This window comes from Bradyrhizobium sp. AUGA SZCCT0222 (genome assembly GCF_018130205.1).
Lineage (GTDB): Bacteria > Pseudomonadota > Alphaproteobacteria > Rhizobiales > Xanthobacteraceae > Bradyrhizobium.
Window position 1 is genome coordinate 1 of record NZ_JAFCLX010000027.1, and the last position, 14906, is coordinate 14906.

Genomic DNA, 14906 nt, shown 5'->3' on the forward strand with positions numbered 1-14906 from the left:
GATCCGCCGGGTGCAAACACCCTAAGGTTGGTTCCCTTAATCCCTGAAACCCGCTTAGTCGCTTCGCGCCTTCGGACCACTCCCGCTTAACGCGAGGGACTTAAGCGAACCACCTAACGGGACGACCTCGGGATGCCCCCCTCCGTCGCAGGACGATAAGAGCCGAACAGTTCCGATCAGGCAACAAAAGACAGCCACGTTTGAGGCAAGTCCGCCGCTTTTGCAGGCGCTTGTTGCAAAATTACCACGACACAAAAACGTGAATTACGCAACTATCTCCTTGAAATAACTAGTTTTTCGAGAAGCGAACTCGACCAGCTGATTTCAAGCCTCCGGGGGGTGCCGAGCAAGCAACGGAGCGGTGGTCGCTGGATAACTCGCCCCCTTGGTGAGAGAATCGGGGCAACGAACAAAACGACAAGCCCCGCTGTTTGGGGCATCGACACTAAGCAACACGGCCTCGCCGCGATCACTAACGAGGTATTCCTGTACGCTGGGCCGCTTCCGTAATGAGCGATCGCTCCAATCGAAACCGTTGCGGTGAATCGATCGCTCCGCCTGCCAACCCAATCGACCGACGGCCGCGCGCGTTGCTTATGCGGCAAGCGGCAGGCCCGCGCGGTGCATTGCATACTTCCAAGCCGTCCAAGCGTGGGCTTGGTTGGCATCAGGGCGTTGCCAGAATGATACCCATCGCAATCAGGGTGCGTCGGCCGATGCGGTTCATGCGTGCGGGAGGTCGGCAGATGCTCGGCTTGAACATGTTGGTCCATGGTCGCCGGATCGATCGCAGTGCGGTAGGATCGGACATGGATCACAGGGGCATCGAGTTCAGCGTCGTCCAGAGCGCCAATCCTTTCGGATGGGTCTGGACCGTTCACCTCCCTGGTGATCGCGAGAAGACCGGCAGGTCGCGGTCCCGGCTCCTTGCGGTGGAGCGTGCTCATGCAATGATTGATGATGCGGTCGCGGACACAGGCGCGGCACAGGTGCGAGAAAGTTAGGAACGCCCGGCCTCTCCTGTGATTATACCATCGTGCCGGGCCGCCCCCGGCACAAATCCGAGTGCCCGAGACGGTCTCAGCTCGCCCCCGCGCTGGGGCCGTCTTCACCGGCTAACTCATCAAGCGATAGACGACGCTGATCGCGGCGTTACCGAGGCAAACCGCGAGCACGAGGCATACCAGCACTTCATCACTGTGGCGTATGGGTTCGACCCAGCCATCAGCGGCTTGCCGCCTTTTCGCGCCGCACACCCTTGAACTTCTTCGCCGCCTTGGTCTTCTTGGCGACTTTCTTCACGGCCATGAACTCGCCGCTCTTCTTGTTGCGCTTGGTCCAGGCCGTTGCGCCACCCAACGTGGTCTTTACCTGCGATCGTTTCTTCACCGCGCCCTTGCGGGCATTGTCGCCCACCGGTTTGTTGACTGCCATTTTTAGACTTCTCCTAATGGGTGCCGGATTTCTACCACTTCTCAAGGTCGAGCTCGGCGTCGGCGTTTCTCTGCTCCTTTTCCGGATTACCTTTCCAAGGTTTGTCGGTTTGAGCGTGCGAGCCTTGGTCGGTTCGTTGACGGGGGTCGTCTTTCGGGGTTTCTTTGCTCATGGGCTCCTCCACCTGAGGTAATTACTTGAGCCCGCATCCGTTCCGAGTGAGCCGGACCTGCTGGCGGAGATCGAGTACCGGGCCAAGTCTGCCGAGGGTAAGGTGCGGCACCCGTTCTTCAAGGGGCTGCGGGAGAACCTATAATGACGCCTCGAACAAAGCGATGTCCCCGACTCATGGCGGAGCGACGATCAGACGGTCAAGCTCCGTCTGATCCAGCAAATCGCAATTAAACAGCGCCTCCGGCACACGCTCGACAGCGGTCCAATGCTGGTTGAGCAATGCTGCCGTGTCCTGCCGTAGCCGACGAAGGATTACATCTGCGTTCTCAACGATGGCGACATCGACCTCAATTTGTCCCCGGTCGCCGGGTTGCAGTTCGGGGATCGGCTCCCCAGCCATCAGCAAAGCAACTCTAATGGCGCAGCTCTCGCTTACGGCAATGTCATGTGACGCGCCGTCTCTCATTCTTCGGCTTTGCAGGCGGGATTTCCGGTACAGAGCATCTCCTACCGGCCCGGCGAGGGCAATCCTCGCATCAATTTCCAGGCCTGCAATCTGCGATGCGGTATCTAACTTCGCATCGTGAGCAGCGGACCGGCTCAACACACTAGCAGGAGTATCTTGATCAGTCCGAAACATCATCACGCCGACGACTTCGACGCCCTGCAGGCGGGTAGCCACGGCGTGGCAAGCCTCATGCCAAGCGATCGCCGCTGCATCAACGACCCCTCCCTGACCGAGTCGTTAAGATCGCACCGGGACCGCAAAGCTCTCCCTTGTCGTTCATGCCGCACCTCGTTCAACTGAACGAGAAAACAGCCAGCATTATCTAGCTTGCGCTGTTCAAAAGGAGACTCTGAACCCCCAATATATTTTCCGTTATTACCCCTGCAGGTGCTTGGCGCAGGCTTCTACAACGATCGCGCGATGAACACCTCGCGTTGAAACTGATTTAAAGCTGCCCGTGAAAGTATCGTCACACCTTAGGGAATTGTAAGGCGTACCCGTTTGAAGTCGCCGCGATCTATTACCGCACGATGGACCTTGCACGCCCGCGCGACGCTCGCTGATGCGGGCGGCGCGGCGGTTGAAGGTTTGTTGCCGGGCGGATCAAACGGCTCTCAGCGAGCCCCGACGGCCGCTTTGCCGCACATGACGGACTCTAGGCGGACATCGCGCCATGTCCGAAGGTGCCACATGCAGACATAGGCAAACGGATGCGTCTCGGCCAAGTTTCCGTGACCGAGAACGGACTGGGGGCCACCACTCCACACGGAGTCGGCGTTGACTCAGGGAACCAATGCAATCTCGCTCGGCCGCCGCTGGCACAAGCGGGCAAAGCATCAGTTGCGCGCGCAACCACTATCCTGCGCCATCACCCTTGCCCATCGCGCTCCGTTAATAAGCACCACGCCGCACGGCGCGACGCGTATGGCGGTACACGCGACGGTCGACACGACGTGCAGTCACGCGGGCGCGCCGGTACGTGACGGCCTGCGCTTGATCAACGCTTAACTCCACGCCCTGGGGTGTCACCTGCGGCGAGACCGGAATCGTCGCAAACACCAGGCCCGACGCCGCGAGCCCGAGCAGGGAAAAAACCCTTCGACGCGAAATCACTTCCGGCTTGATCTTTTCAGTCATCACAGTCTCCTGTTGGGCTTTGAACTCTAGCTGATAAGGCCGCTGCGACCTTGACCTAGACCGGACTTACCGTATTGCAGTGGTCGAGCCGACATCGGCGCAGCTCAACACGACCAACCTCGCTGCCTTGCGGCGCGGTTTGGAAGAACTTGGATACGCCGAGGGGCGCAATCTTGTCTTGGACTATCGGTCTGCAGACGGCAATGCCGCGCTCTACCCCAGCCTTGTTGCCAATGCGGGTAGCAGGTGTTCCGGTTGAGCTGGTTGAACGATATCTTCTGGCTCTCCGAAACACTCATCGAAGATCGGTGAAAATTGACTGCGGTTCTCGTGCAGCAGTCCAGGCGAAAGATCGCCGATTCCTCGCAATTGAAAACGGAGATCGGATCGAAACCGAGTGCCGCGGTCGGGGCGGCAGTGGTGATCGAACCGGTCTCCGCCGATAGTCTCCGCAAAACGGGAATATTGGCGGATATGGCCGGAGACTTTCGGCGATTTCTCTCTCAACTTCGGCAAACAGGGAGTCTGGAGACAAAGGCGAATGCGCGAAAAGTCGGGATTCCGGCCGATTCTCGCGTCTCTTCGGAAGCCTGGCCGAATCTCACAATGGGTGGCTGGCGACGCAGTGCTGATCGCACCCGTCTCCGGACAAATTCCCTGCAAACAGGGAATTTTACAGGGAATCTGGCGATTCTGGCGGCTCGGAGACCCAGCCACTGGCCAGAAAACGCTGTAGCGCAGCGCCTTTCGGGCCGATTCCCTGCGCAACTAACAGGGAATTTTATTTGGCGAACAGGTGTCTTCGGGAGCATAACAGGGAATCCGTAGGACGCCCGCGCGGCGACCGAACATTGCGGGCATGGCGGTTCAAGACTTAAGGGATCGCGGGGCTCGAACGGACTGGCTGCCGCTAAATCTGTATCTAGTGGGCCATCTGAACCGCCTTAGGTGAATAACGCTCATCCGCGCGCTGTTCCGCGCGGCTCACCGCTATGTCGGCTACCTCGCATCGATGCCGGGCGTATTTCCTTATTAGCGCGACCGCGGTGGTGCGCAACTCGTGCGACGAGCACGAGCTGGTCACGTTGCGCTGGAGCATGCCGCCACCGCCGCGCACAGCGGCCCGCTGGTCACCAACATCGGCAACACTACATCGCCGCACTCGCGCGCAGGCTGAGCCGGAGAACAGGAGTCTGGTCCCGGCCACTAGCTTTTAAGCCGGTGGCTGCAACTCCTTAGAAGCCACCCAATCGTCCATTTTGGCGTAGGACCGATATTGCCGGACTTTCTCAATCAGAACATCGCGCTCTGGGCTCGGTGGCATCGCGTCGGCTTGTCGCGAGCACTCTTCCGCCATGCGCGCATAATCAGCTGCTTTCATTTTGCCCCCCTGTTTGTTAGTATGAAAGTCTTGGCCAGAAATCCGGGCGGAACTTTGCCGAAAATAAAGCCACAGGTTGCGCTTTTTTGTCTCCAAGTGGATCGCGCCTCGCCGGGCGCCCACTGCCTTGGACCGTGTCCTAGCGCCGACTACTGTTGTCCACCGTAAGCCGTAGCGGCTTGCCGACCGCGCGACGCGCGGATCGGCTCGCATGTGAAGCCTGGAACAAGCGCATGCTTGGCCTTCAGGGAGCCGCACAACTTAGGCCTCAGTGGCGCCCTCAACGCTGTTTACCCCTCTCTTGAAGTCAAATGCCTTGGCTGCAACACGCATCAAGCGGTGCGGCGGACCATCGTGCGCCGACCGCTATCCGGCGGCGATCGCAAGGGGCTCGCGGAGCTGACCAATGCTGGTTTTAGCAATCTTTTTGCAACGAGCGACCGTCACCGACGGGTGACGATTACGCCGAGCAAGAATGCAATCGCCAGCAAATGAATGGGCGCCTCGCGCGTCAACGCGCTCACCCGGTCGATCCAGTTTGTTGGCCGCGGTGCGACCTCATTGGCGAGATCCTGCGACATGCTGTGGATTGCATCTGTCGCGTGCTCGATTCGGCGCTCGGCGCTTCCAGTGGAGGACGGAGGGTCTGCAGTCGTCATGGAGCTTAAACTCATCATTGCCCACGCGGGTTCCCTTACTCGCCCGACGCACTCATGAGGGAATGTGGTCATGACGAACTATCGCGAGGCCGGCATCTGCCAGCGCAGCAACGATGCACTTCGCCATGTGCTTGGCTTCCTCGGGATCAATCTGATCTGGGTGATCCGTGCGACATTCGCAGATGGCGGTGGCAATAATCGTGTTGACTTGGTGCTGATCGACCATGAGTTCCTCCGTTCTGATTTGACTAACCGAATACCAGCTAAATGAACGGTTCATCCGTTGTTCACTGCGATTGCCCTATTCCGCCGCGGGGCCAAAGCGAGGTGGACATGGCACAGGGCCAAGGCGGCTTCGACGCGATTGGAATAGTCGTTGATTGGATCGACGCCTGTAAAGGGCGACGCCTTTCGGCGCTGCTCGATCTTTACGAGGCAACGGCAACCGTTGAATGCTGCGAAGGTGGAACTTTCCGCGGGCGCGTCGAGGTTGAGCGGTATTGGACGACAAAGCTGGCCCGACCCGCCGCCGGCGCCTTTGAGATCGACGCCCTTTATCCCGAGGCCGACGGCATCTGCCTGGATTACCGGGGCTACAATGGAGAGCCCGTCCGGACACATTTCCGCTTCGGCGAGTCCGGCAAAATTCGCTCGACGGCGTGCGCACCGATCAAACTGGCAGCGTAAGTTCTACGGATCAGCCGCGACCACCCTGCTCCGCTGTCGGCGACGATCGCAAAGTCCAACGACCTTGATGCGCGGTGGCACTGGTCGGTGGAATTACCACTAACAGGGCCATCCGCCTCATCGCCTTCGCTGCGTCTTGATCATGTCCGAAGCACAGCGTTCGAGTTCATGGATTGGCATTGCCTTCGGCCAGGCGGACGACATGCGGTGCAAAGACGGCGAACGCCCTTGTGGCATTCATCGCGCGACGATGCGATCCGTGGGCCAGTTCCGGCACTCGATACCGCAGCCCACATGAGCGAATGGTCTTAGGCCCGGGCTTTAGGTCGGCAAGTTCGGCTTCCAGCTGATTCCGACATTTTTAATAAATTCGGAGCAGCCTCCCGTCAGCGGCAGGAGGTGTATCATGCGTAATCATGACTTCGTGTCTGACGGATTCCTCGCGCTAATCGTAACCGCCCTTGTGATGTTGTGCTCAGGTTGGCTCGTTCTCGCGTTCAGCTAGGCGGGTCAATCGCGCGTACGAGGGAAACTAGCTCCTATGCGGCTCCGACTGAAGCTGGCTGACGTGTTAAAAACCGGCCCCAGCGCGGGGACGCAACTGGAGCCGTGAAGACTTAACACGTCAAATATACCTCAAAGCTCGCAAGCGTCTGTACACTTGTGAACGCAGGAACCGAGTTGCGCGAATTGGGGCGCTCCCAGACGCGCGGAACCCGTTTCTTCGCTCCATTAGAAATGGGCAGTACGTTGTCTCGGGTGTTGACGGCCTCGCTATTGCCCGCCGATCGCCACACTGGCTCAACGTGAATCCCGCCTCACCTGCCATGCGCCGTGCGCAAGATGCCTTCAGTATGCGCACGAAATAAGCCGCCTGATCTCGATATTCGCTACAGCACTGGACCTTTTCGGCGCGACAGCCAAGCCCACTTGAGGTCGTTGCCGGTGGTTCCCGTCGCTCGAGTCCTTTGATGCCGTTGCACGCGCGGCCCCGCCGGCACTGGACGGCAGATTGGTATTCGGCTGGGAGAAAGATGGCGGTAAGAAAGCTACCGGTCCCTAACGGGGGTGGCGACCTGGTTTAAATAAACCTTCAGGCGCCGTCGCAGCCTCCGCCAATCGCCTTGGCCCTCGGACGCGGCGAGAATCTAGTTCGCATGACGAGAGCCCTGACCTTGTCGGCATTTTTGTCGCGTCAAACGCTACCGGCCCGGTCGATACTGATCGACGAGGCCGTCGATCCGGGGCGCCAGCCGTTATAGCGCTCGCCCACATAGGCCAGTACGACCAAAGTTGCCGCTCCTGCGCTAAGATGATCACGTCGGCTGTTAACCGTCGCTTCGCACGCCCCAACAATTAGCCCTCCACATGACTGAAGTGTTCAAATGAATAAGTTAGCTATCGTACTTGCCGTCGGTGCAGCAGCCCTGCTCGGTGGTTCCGCCGCAAATGCTGCGGACAATACGGCGAAGCCGAAAGCAGCAACCGTCCTAACGCAGCAGTCTACCGAAATCAGTTCTCAGCGTCGGCATTATCGTCACAACGGACAACGTGGCTTTCGTCCGTATTACGGTAACAGCTACGGCTATTACGCTCCTCGTCCCTACTATGGTGGCGGATACGGCGGCGGACCGTACTATGGCGGAGGTTATGGTTATGGTGGTCCGAGCGTTTCGTTTGGCTTCGGGGGCGGCCCGGGCTGGTACTAAGAACAGGAAGCCCGCAGCTATGCGGGCTTTTTCTTTGCAGCGAAAAAACTCGCTGCGTGGGCCCTCTCGAGCCGACGGAGAATACTAACCGGCCCTGGCAGAGTTATAGGCGAGAACCGTCCGACGACCAACTTCGACTTCTTCGGAGCACCTTCGTCTACGCGGCCTGGTCGGGCCCCGCGGCATCACCTCCAAGCTCTGCTACTGCAAAGCTCGTTTAACGGGCTGTCTCGGAAATAGCTACGTTGCGTGCGCGATGGGGACTTTGCCGTCTAACCAGTCCTGCTCGTCAGCAAGCGCCAGCCAACTGGCGGCCATTCGCTGATACCGCTTAAAGGTCGGATCGTCCGTTTGACGTCGAAGGCAGTTCTCGGCGTTCTCTCTGTGGATGTCTGATTGCTTCATTCTCCGTACATGAGGCGCCGTCCGGACGGTTCAAATCATCTCTACGTGATGCCTTGTGGAACTCTGGGTGGCACCAAACGTATGCTTGCTATGGAGTATGTTTACAAAGACAAGCTGCCGCCCACCAAAGATGAGCGTGTGGCAAAAAAAGAGAAAGCCCGCGGGGACGCGGAGCAGAACCTTGCTGCTCGCAAGAAAGTGGATGATGCCTTCCGCTCGAACTTCGAGAGGTTGAAGGCCGAGCGTCTCGCGCGGGAAAACAAACCATAGTCCGCGCCATCTCGGCTTACGAGCGCCTTAGAGAGCCGAAAGCTGCATAGTTCTTTCGTAAACGGTCGAGGGCTCATAAACGCAGCATCTGGTGGCGCTGGCCAACCAAAACTCGGCGGCGATCCACCATCGACCTGGTAGTCGAGTGAACGGTGCGAAGATCACCGAAATACCGCTCGGGCTGTTGCATCCACGCAACCTTCTTTCTAATCCGAAACGATAGTGTTTGGCTTCGGATCGGAGGTGGCACATGTTCGACGTGTACCTAAACCATAAACGTGATCTGCTAGTGGTGAGGCAGGGATCGTCGATACCTCTCGGTGACACGTCGGGAAGATGGCAAAAGAGAAAGAGGCGGGTCGCCAGCGTCAGCGACGAGATTAAGTCTACCGTTCAGAGGCAGGGCTATTACATGCGGAAGCGAAGTGAGTTGAAGACAAACTAGGTCAAGCCCGCGTATTGAAGCGTGGCTTTCATGTGCAATATCTGTTCGATCACCACCGACCAAGCATGGATCAGCGCGCTGGTTCGCATGAACCTTTGCGTCGGCAACCTTGCGCCGATGATGCACGGCGTTCCACGCCCCCTCTTGGAACAATGATGCGTCACCGGCATTACGTACCAATGCCGCACTATCATTTTGAATTAGCGAATGGACATCGAATTCCTGACCCGCGGGGCCTCAACTGTAAAGATAACGATGATGCGATCGCCAAGGCGCACCAAATTGCGAATGCGATGGCCGTAGAAGTCGGGGAAACTCCTCGTTGCCTTGTCGTGGTAGACGATGAAGGAAACGATCTATGTAAAGTGCCGATCGCCCCGGCGCCCTGAATTAGGTCAATTTAGTCGGCTTATTCGGAACTCCAGCTTGGCATGCATTACCTCGCCTATCTCGTCTCTGACCCAAATCGTGATCTCCGATACCGTCTGCCCAGTGTGCATCAAATCCCGCCCTAAGTTGCAAAGTGCCAAGCCGGCTTCCACACGAGCGGCATCGACGTCGGGAAAGCGCTCGCCTTCCTCATCAACCGACCGCGGTGCGTCCCCTATTTGAATGTCGAAATAATATAGACCCATGCAAGGCAAGACCTCGACCCAGGAATTCGTTCCGGCGCTTGCCTCCCGTTTGGAACGGCGTCTTGAATTAACGCCACGTCGTATCGCCCTGACGTTGTGAAGCTTGCGATGGTTGGAAGTAGGAACAGGCCTTGGACGGAGGAGGATGATCGCCGGCTGCTTGAATTACGTGACAGCGGCAGATCTTATCTTTCGATAGCGGTGGCCATGAGACGCTCGGCCTCTGCGATTAGAGGTCGTCTGTGTATTGTCCGGGCCCGGGAGAGATCCACCCCGAGCTCGCTGAGGACCGACGCGTAGCGCCATACCGCTCCGGCCGCTTACCCATTTGGGCGAAGGTCAAGAACCCGTGGCATGAGCCACCCGGATCGGGAACAAGTGGCAATGCCCTGCGATGATGGTTTGTCTGAAAGGACATTAGGACACGGACAACTTAACCGGCCCTAGCGCGCTTCCCCCTTAGCGCTGGGGCCGTTTCTTTTGCATCGCAAAGAAAGAGGCCGCGGGCCGTGATGAGCTTCACCCACGCGCAAACGGCCCCAGCGCTGATACGCAACGCTGCACCAAGGCCGCCAACCCAATGGGGGTTTTCTCCCGGTCGGAGGCTGAGGAGTCTTCCGGGAGCGCAGAGTCGATTCCTGCCGGGCCGGATCGTTCCTAGCGTCAAGAAAGCCCCGCCGGTTAGGGCGGGGCTAAGTCGAGATAAGCATCCAAAAACCCGCGCGAGCCGGCAACTAGATGCCAGCCATCACGCCATCCCCGCCAACTGTCAGTCCTTCGAACCGACTTGCTCCGCTAGGATGCGCATACGGATTTACGGCACGCATGAAGTTCAGCACTCTTGGACCATATGCCGATCCGGAAGCCGCTGCCCGCAGCTGCTGGAGACGATCGAGGCGATCCAGGACGGCCGCATCGACATCGAGAAAATCAACGGACCGTTCTGTTTACGCATGGCGGCAGCCCCGCTGAATACGGCGCGGGCCTCGCGCTTGCGATCAAGCGCGGCTGGTTTGGAAATAAGAATCCGGGACCTATGTGAAGTTCACGCCGCAAGGCACCGAGCTATTCGCCTGAACTGCCGGCTCACTTCTCCACAAACTCAATTTTGGCCGGTTTTTTGCGGCGATAGTAGCTGGTCCGCCCGCTATCCCATTTCACTCTTAACATCCGCTTCGACCATCGTGCGCATCTCGCCGGAATCTTCCCGCGCGACGCGCTGCCCTACCTGAAGGTCGGTCATGTTGATCATGGTCGAAGTAATTGGCCGCTTATCTAGGCGGCTGCAGGCCCCGGGATGATAGCCATTCCTGCATGTGAGCGGCTGCTTCAGCCTGCCGGGCTTTGCGGAGCAGCAGGTCCCGCTCGAAACTTGGGCGGGTGCCTTCAGCCTGCTTCCGCAAGCGCTGCGCCTCTTCGATGAGGCGCTGGTCCAGCGGGGTATCATGTAGGATACCGCGTCGTTGCATGGGCGCTGCTCCATTCCTGAGGAGGGCGGGAGCGCGACCGGCGTTCTCATCACCGATATAAGCCACTGACCGTGCGGTGATACCGACATAACTGCCCAGCCTTCTGTCCGGTTCCGGACAGAAGGCCGATTTAATGAAAGTTCGGGTACTGGCCGAAATAGGCCACTCGCAGTTGCGAACTAGGCCTCCAATGAAAAAGCCCGGCTCTAGGCCGGGCAATTTCATCAGGTGATGCGTTGAGCAATCAGTGAGCCGAGTACCATCCTAGATTGGCAATTTCTTAATGCTAATTTCCTAGCCAGATGTTTGTCTGTCCGCTGGCCGACTCTGCAATTCAAAATTTCGGGAACAGGTGGCAACGACCGGCGTTGAGGCCGCATGTCTGGAGTGAGACGACCCGGACATATCAATGGCCTCAGCGCGTTCCCCCGAAAGGCGCTGGGGCCGTTCCTTTAGGAACGATCCGGGTGACCGTGACTTGGGTTCGCGTGTGATCTTTCCCCGAGACGCATGAGGCTAACTAATCCCTAGCCAAGCGGTCCTAGCTCTCCCCAGTGCTGGGGCCGTTCCTGGCTTCAGGCCACTGCACAAAACGGGAATGGCGCAAACTGCGTATGACTAAAGTTAGCGGGGAATTTCGGGAACAAGTGGCAATGACTTTTGGAACTTCGCAACTTCCTTCCCAAGAGCGAGCGGAAAAGGGTGACGACGGGTCCACCAACTGAGGCGGCCTTTATTTACTCCACTGAGCAAAATTGAACGTGTCGGATTAACCAAAGCGGTCCAAGGTCGGGCATGACAGAAGTTGAAACGCTCACCGCCCCGAGTTCGCTCCCTGCTGCCTTGGGCAACCCGGCTGTAAATAGCGCTCCGCCCGCGATTCCCGCCGATCACGGCTCCCCGATTGATTGCGCTGGGCTACGTGGTGACCTCGCTGGACGACTCCGCATGACCAGGCCGGGGCGTTTCCGGATATATGCCGGGCAACTCGGAGTTGACCCCGCCTGGGCCTGTGGGGCGGGTTGCGTTCGGGATCCCCTTGACCGACACCGCTCCGGAACGAACCGCACGCTTCCGATTTTGGCGCGCAGACGAAAAACCCCGCCGGTTGGGGCGGGGCTAAGTCGGGGTATTATTGCTTCTTTAGCCCGCGTGAGGGCTGCGGACACCGTAACGACATAGCCGGCACAGTCGACTCGCTTTTCTTGCATGCTTGCCTACTTATCCCGCATACGGACCACCGGTTCGATAAACTGTCTCCCCCTTGCAACATGCAGGATGTTCCGCTTCTTGGAACGCTAAATGTAACTTCCGCGATCAATAGTCTTGCGGCAGCTTCGGCGCTATCGGGACTGGGAGTCTGCATTGCACTGACATTCAATTTTCCCGACAAGGCCACAGCGCGCGACGCCTGTGGCCTTTTTCTTTGGCCAGCAACCAGCACAAAATAACGGATTGCTAGACGTCAAACTGATCCAATGTGTTATTCAACAAACTCAGGATCTTTCGAAGATCGGTTAGCCTTTTTCCCCTTCTGTCGATGGAACGAGACGCCCAGCTGGTCTCCATTTACCCATTTAAGAGAGCAGCGCCGATAAGCGAGACCGGTGGAGGAAAGCAGGAGGAAAAACTCCTTAAGCTGTAGCCCTTCAATCGAGGCATTCACCGTCAACTTTGCGTCCCCGTCGGATATATCATTGATGACGCAGTCCCGGCGCCAGGTGCCGTCAATGGCCATCATGTGCGCGCTCAGGCCGTGTTCGAACTTCACCCGACGTTCGCTTTCCTTTGGTGTTACCATCCCACTCTCCGGTCAGGCCTTTGCCATTTTTTCCCGATTTTTACGGAAAGGAATTAAGGTCGTCTAAGCGCCTAGTACACTTTCTGGGCATGAGCTAAGTATACTTTTGTACATAAGCGGCGGAACCAATCCGAGACCACCGCGTGTTGTCTATCGGCGGCGGGAAAACTGATGGAAACTGTTCTGGTCCTCGTCATCGAAGATGATCCCGCCGTTCAAGTGATCCTTGACGAAGCACTTTGTGAAGGGGGCTACGAACCTGCGTTGGCAGCATCCGGCGAAGAAGCCGTGACCTTGTTGAAGGGCAGGAAACTCCCGTGTCGCGTCTTGGTAACGAACATCAATCTGCTTGGTAGGATCGACGGTTGGCAGGTCGCCAAACAGGCTGGACCCGAATTTCCCCGTCGTCTACATGACCGGTGCTGCCGCGACCAATGGCCGGTCCATGGCGTTCCGAACAGCCTCCTTCTCACCAAACCATTTGCGCCAGCGCAGCTCGCAATATCCAATCTGCTGAATGCAGCACCCCTGGCGCCGAAAAGACTGAGCCCGCCTGATTGGATCGATCGACGATCGACGGAATTACCGAACTAGTTGCCGAACTGCAGGCCAAAAAAGCCCGCGCCTGCGCCGGAACGAATCACGGCAGTTCGGCTTGAATCCCGGTTCTGTTGCGTGGAGTGCTTTGATGCGTAAGTCCAATTGGACGCCGTCGATCGTGCCCAATGGCAACGACGAGACGGTCTACCTGGTGGCGGATGATTTCGGCAAAATCGGCCGTGCCTGGCGCGAGACCGACTGTGAGACCACCAACCTCGAGACGGTCATCCAGGACCTGCTCACGGGGCAGTACAGCAACCCAATTCGCGTTATCGCCTTCAACACCGCCGAGCGCTGGTCCGACGACGTTTCCGAGGACGTCGTCCACGAGCTGCGCCGGCGCTGCGATTTGCAGGGGCGCGATATCCCGTTTTTCCTGCAGGGCTTTACCGACGGCTTCGAACGCCATCGCGACGTGCAGCTGCCGCTGCCAATACGCCTGGTGTGACCCGTGGCGTTTCAGCGCAGGAAACCGGCCCCGATCGGCGTCAAGACGCCCTTCCTCGGTTTCATCGAGCCTGCGCTTGCAACCTCGATCGGCAGCGTCCCCAATGGCGAACGCTGGATTCACGAAATCAAGTTCGACGGCTACCGCGTTCAGGTCCACCTCGCTAACGAAGCGATCAAGGTCTACACCCGGCGCGGCAATGACTGGACCAACCGATTCAGGAAGGTTGCAGACGACGCTTGGCACATCAGCGCTGGATCCGCGATCATCGACGGCGAGGTCGTGGTGCCGGCCGCCGACGGCACCACGGATTTTTCCGTTCTGCAGAACGAACTGAAGGGCAAATCGACCCGCATCGTGCTGGTCGCCTTCGACCTGCTCTATCTCAACGGATACGATCTGCGAAAGCTGCCGTTGGTGGAGCGCAAGGCGCATCTCAAAAAGCTGATCGCCGGAACCGAAATCCAGTTCAGCGAGAGCTTCGAGACCGATGGACGAGATATTTACAAGCACGCCTGCAAGGTCGGATTGGAGGGCGTCGTCTCGAAGGTGCGCGACGGCGCCTATTCGTCCGGCCGGGGCAACAACTGGGTGAAGAAAACCTGCGCGCAGCGCGAGACGTTGACGATCGCCGGCTTCGCCCTAGACGGCAACGACTGGGACGGCATCTATCTTGGTCGGCGCAAGGGCAACGATTTGATCTATGCCGGCAAAGTCGACCACGGATTCGACAAAACGTCTGCTGCCGAACTGCGACGCCGCCTGACGCCGCTGATCCGCAAAACTCAACCCTATGCCAAGCGCATCGCCCATATGGGAATTTGGGTCGAGCCGCACCTACTCGCCGAGATCGAGTACAGGGCGAAGTCCGCCGAGGGTAAGGTGCGGCACCCGTTCTTCAAAGGTTTGCGCGAAGATTTATGATTGCGCCTTGTTGCGCTTGGTGGTGGCGCTGTCGAGCTTCGTCTTAGCTGGGTGCGTTCCTTTATCGCGCCGTTGCGCATTGTCGCCGTTCGCGTCGGCCGACGTGGGCCTGTTCGGCTGACTTCGCCAGCACCACGTCGCCGCTCTGCTTGGCCGGTAGTTCGGAACCCAGCTCGCTCGCAGCTGTTATTCAGCTACCGACCTTGGACGTCCTCGGACT

16 protein-coding genes and 1 pseudogene are annotated in these 14906 nt (G+C 58.4%); 9 read left to right on the forward strand and 8 right to left on the reverse strand.

Translation table 11 applies throughout. The features are described from left to right. Positions 1–1224: 1224 nt before the first annotated feature. Positions 1225–1434 carry a hypothetical protein gene (locus JQ629_RS22495; protein ID WP_212414501.1) on the reverse strand — a complete coding sequence of 70 codons (210 nt, stop codon included), beginning with the start codon at positions 1432–1434 and terminating at the stop codon, positions 1225–1227. A 31-nt stretch (positions 1435–1465) separates the two neighbouring features. Beyond that, the gene (locus tag JQ629_RS22500) at positions 1466–1606 is read right to left on the reverse strand and encodes a hypothetical protein (RefSeq protein WP_212414502.1); all 141 of its coding nucleotides are present in this window, start codon (positions 1604–1606) and stop codon (positions 1466–1468) included. Positions 1607–1654: 48 nt separating this feature from the next. Between JQ629_RS22500 and JQ629_RS37190 the strand changes: the two are divergent. After that, positions 1655–1750 (forward strand): annotated as a pseudogene (locus JQ629_RS37190) (non-homologous end-joining DNA ligase); the annotation flags it as partial. Between the two features lie 30 nt (positions 1751–1780). On the opposite strand, the gene JQ629_RS22505 reads toward JQ629_RS37190, so the two are convergent. The 4 genes from JQ629_RS22505 to JQ629_RS22520 form a co-directional block, all read right to left on the reverse strand. Continuing rightward, positions 1781–2290 (reverse strand): hypothetical protein, encoded by a 510-nt coding sequence (locus JQ629_RS22505; protein ID WP_212414503.1) that lies wholly within the window; start codon positions 2288–2290, stop codon positions 1781–1783. 717 nt (positions 2291–3007) lie between these two features. Further along, positions 3008–3253 (reverse strand): hypothetical protein, encoded by a 246-nt coding sequence (locus tag JQ629_RS22510; protein WP_212414504.1) that lies wholly within the window; start codon positions 3251–3253, stop codon positions 3008–3010. A 1213-nt stretch (positions 3254–4466) separates the two neighbouring features. Continuing rightward, entirely contained in the window at positions 4467–4634 is a 168-nt protein-coding gene (locus tag JQ629_RS22515) for a hypothetical protein (protein ID WP_212414505.1), read from the reverse strand. Between the two features lie 443 nt (positions 4635–5077). Continuing rightward, the gene (locus JQ629_RS22520; RefSeq protein WP_212414506.1) at positions 5078–5215 is read right to left on the reverse strand and encodes a hypothetical protein; all 138 of its coding nucleotides are present in this window, start codon (positions 5213–5215) and stop codon (positions 5078–5080) included. Between the two features lie 148 nt (positions 5216–5363). Between JQ629_RS22520 and JQ629_RS22525 the strand changes: the two genes are divergently transcribed. From JQ629_RS22525 to JQ629_RS37930, 5 genes are all read left to right on the forward strand, one after another. Next, positions 5364–5564 carry a hypothetical protein gene (locus JQ629_RS22525; protein ID WP_212414507.1) on the forward strand — a complete coding sequence of 67 codons (201 nt, stop codon included), beginning with the start codon at positions 5364–5366 and terminating at the stop codon, positions 5562–5564. A gap of 62 nt (positions 5565–5626) precedes the next feature. Then, positions 5627–5980: a nuclear transport factor 2 family protein gene (locus tag JQ629_RS22530; RefSeq protein ID WP_212414508.1), complete on the forward strand. Its 354-nt coding sequence runs from the start codon at positions 5627–5629 to the stop codon at positions 5978–5980. A 1385-nt stretch (positions 5981–7365) separates the two neighbouring features. Next, the gene (locus JQ629_RS22535) at positions 7366–7689 is read left to right on the forward strand and encodes a hypothetical protein (RefSeq protein ID WP_212414509.1); all 324 of its coding nucleotides are present in this window, start codon (positions 7366–7368) and stop codon (positions 7687–7689) included. Positions 7690–8085: 396 nt separating this feature from the next. Next, positions 8086–8364 (forward strand): hypothetical protein, encoded by a 279-nt coding sequence (locus JQ629_RS22540; protein WP_212414510.1) that lies wholly within the window; start codon positions 8086–8088, stop codon positions 8362–8364. A gap of 624 nt (positions 8365–8988) precedes the next feature. Then, positions 8989–9198, forward strand: coding sequence for a DUF6894 family protein (locus tag JQ629_RS37930; protein WP_502753242.1), 210 nt, complete (start codon positions 8989–8991; stop codon positions 9196–9198). A 6-nt stretch (positions 9199–9204) separates the two neighbouring features. Here JQ629_RS37930 and JQ629_RS37935 read toward each other — a convergent pair whose 3' ends face one another. Next, positions 9205–9444, reverse strand: coding sequence for a DUF6894 family protein (locus JQ629_RS37935; RefSeq protein WP_502753243.1), 240 nt, complete (start codon positions 9442–9444; stop codon positions 9205–9207). A gap of 2952 nt (positions 9445–12396) precedes the next feature. Continuing rightward, positions 12397–12714 carry a PilZ domain-containing protein gene (locus tag JQ629_RS22545; protein WP_212414511.1) on the reverse strand — a complete coding sequence of 106 codons (318 nt, stop codon included), beginning with the start codon at positions 12712–12714 and terminating at the stop codon, positions 12397–12399. Between the two features lie 171 nt (positions 12715–12885). Between JQ629_RS22545 and JQ629_RS22550 the strand changes: the two genes are divergently transcribed. The 3 genes from JQ629_RS22550 to ligD all read left to right on the forward strand — a co-directional run bounded on the left by JQ629_RS22550 (position 12886) and on the right by ligD (position 14686). Continuing rightward, on the forward strand, positions 12886–13308 hold the full coding sequence (locus tag JQ629_RS22550) for a response regulator (RefSeq protein ID WP_212414512.1): 423 nt from the start codon (positions 12886–12888) through the stop codon (positions 13306–13308). A gap of 94 nt (positions 13309–13402) precedes the next feature. Beyond that, positions 13403–13762, forward strand: a complete 360-nt coding sequence (locus JQ629_RS22555; RefSeq protein ID WP_212414513.1) for a hypothetical protein — start codon at positions 13403–13405, stop codon at positions 13760–13762. A 3-nt stretch (positions 13763–13765) separates the two neighbouring features. Next, a complete protein-coding gene (ligD, locus tag JQ629_RS22560) occupies positions 13766–14686 on the forward strand; it encodes a non-homologous end-joining DNA ligase (RefSeq protein WP_212414514.1) in 921 nt (306 codons plus the stop codon). Positions 14687–14906 lie beyond the last annotated feature (220 nt).

What these genes read in the sequence shown, in the direction of transcription:
- JQ629_RS22535 (WP_212414509.1), top strand. Translation starts at nt 7,366, where the DNA reads ATGAATAAGTTAGCTATCGTACTTGCCGTCGGTGCAGCAGCCCTGCTC.
- JQ629_RS22530 (WP_212414508.1), top strand. Translation starts at nt 5,627, where the DNA reads ATGGCACAGGGCCAAGGCGGCTTCGACGCGATTGGAATAGTCGTTGAT.
- JQ629_RS22500 (WP_212414502.1), bottom strand. Translation starts at nt 1,606, where the DNA reads ATGAGCAAAGAAACCCCGAAAGACGACCCCCGTCAACGAACCGACCAA.
- JQ629_RS22495 (WP_212414501.1), bottom strand. Translation starts at nt 1,434, where the DNA reads ATGGCAGTCAACAAACCGGTGGGCGACAATGCCCGCAAGGGCGCGGTG.
- JQ629_RS22515 (WP_212414505.1), bottom strand. Translation starts at nt 4,634, where the DNA reads ATGAAAGCAGCTGATTATGCGCGCATGGCGGAAGAGTGCTCGCGACAA.
- JQ629_RS37930 (WP_502753242.1), top strand. Translation starts at nt 8,989, where the DNA reads ATGCCGCACTATCATTTTGAATTAGCGAATGGACATCGAATTCCTGAC.
- JQ629_RS22520 (WP_212414506.1), bottom strand. Translation starts at nt 5,215, where the DNA reads ATGTCGCAGGATCTCGCCAATGAGGTCGCACCGCGGCCAACAAACTGG.
- JQ629_RS22550 (WP_212414512.1), top strand. Translation starts at nt 12,886, where the DNA reads ATGGAAACTGTTCTGGTCCTCGTCATCGAAGATGATCCCGCCGTTCAA.
- JQ629_RS22555 (WP_212414513.1), top strand. Translation starts at nt 13,403, where the DNA reads ATGCGTAAGTCCAATTGGACGCCGTCGATCGTGCCCAATGGCAACGAC.
- JQ629_RS22525 (WP_212414507.1), top strand. Translation starts at nt 5,364, where the DNA reads ATGACGAACTATCGCGAGGCCGGCATCTGCCAGCGCAGCAACGATGCA.
- JQ629_RS37935 (WP_502753243.1), bottom strand. Translation starts at nt 9,444, where the DNA reads ATGGGTCTATATTATTTCGACATTCAAATAGGGGACGCACCGCGGTCG.
- JQ629_RS22545 (WP_212414511.1), bottom strand. Translation starts at nt 12,714, where the DNA reads ATGGTAACACCAAAGGAAAGCGAACGTCGGGTGAAGTTCGAACACGGC.
- JQ629_RS22510 (WP_212414504.1), bottom strand. Translation starts at nt 3,253, where the DNA reads ATGACTGAAAAGATCAAGCCGGAAGTGATTTCGCGTCGAAGGGTTTTT.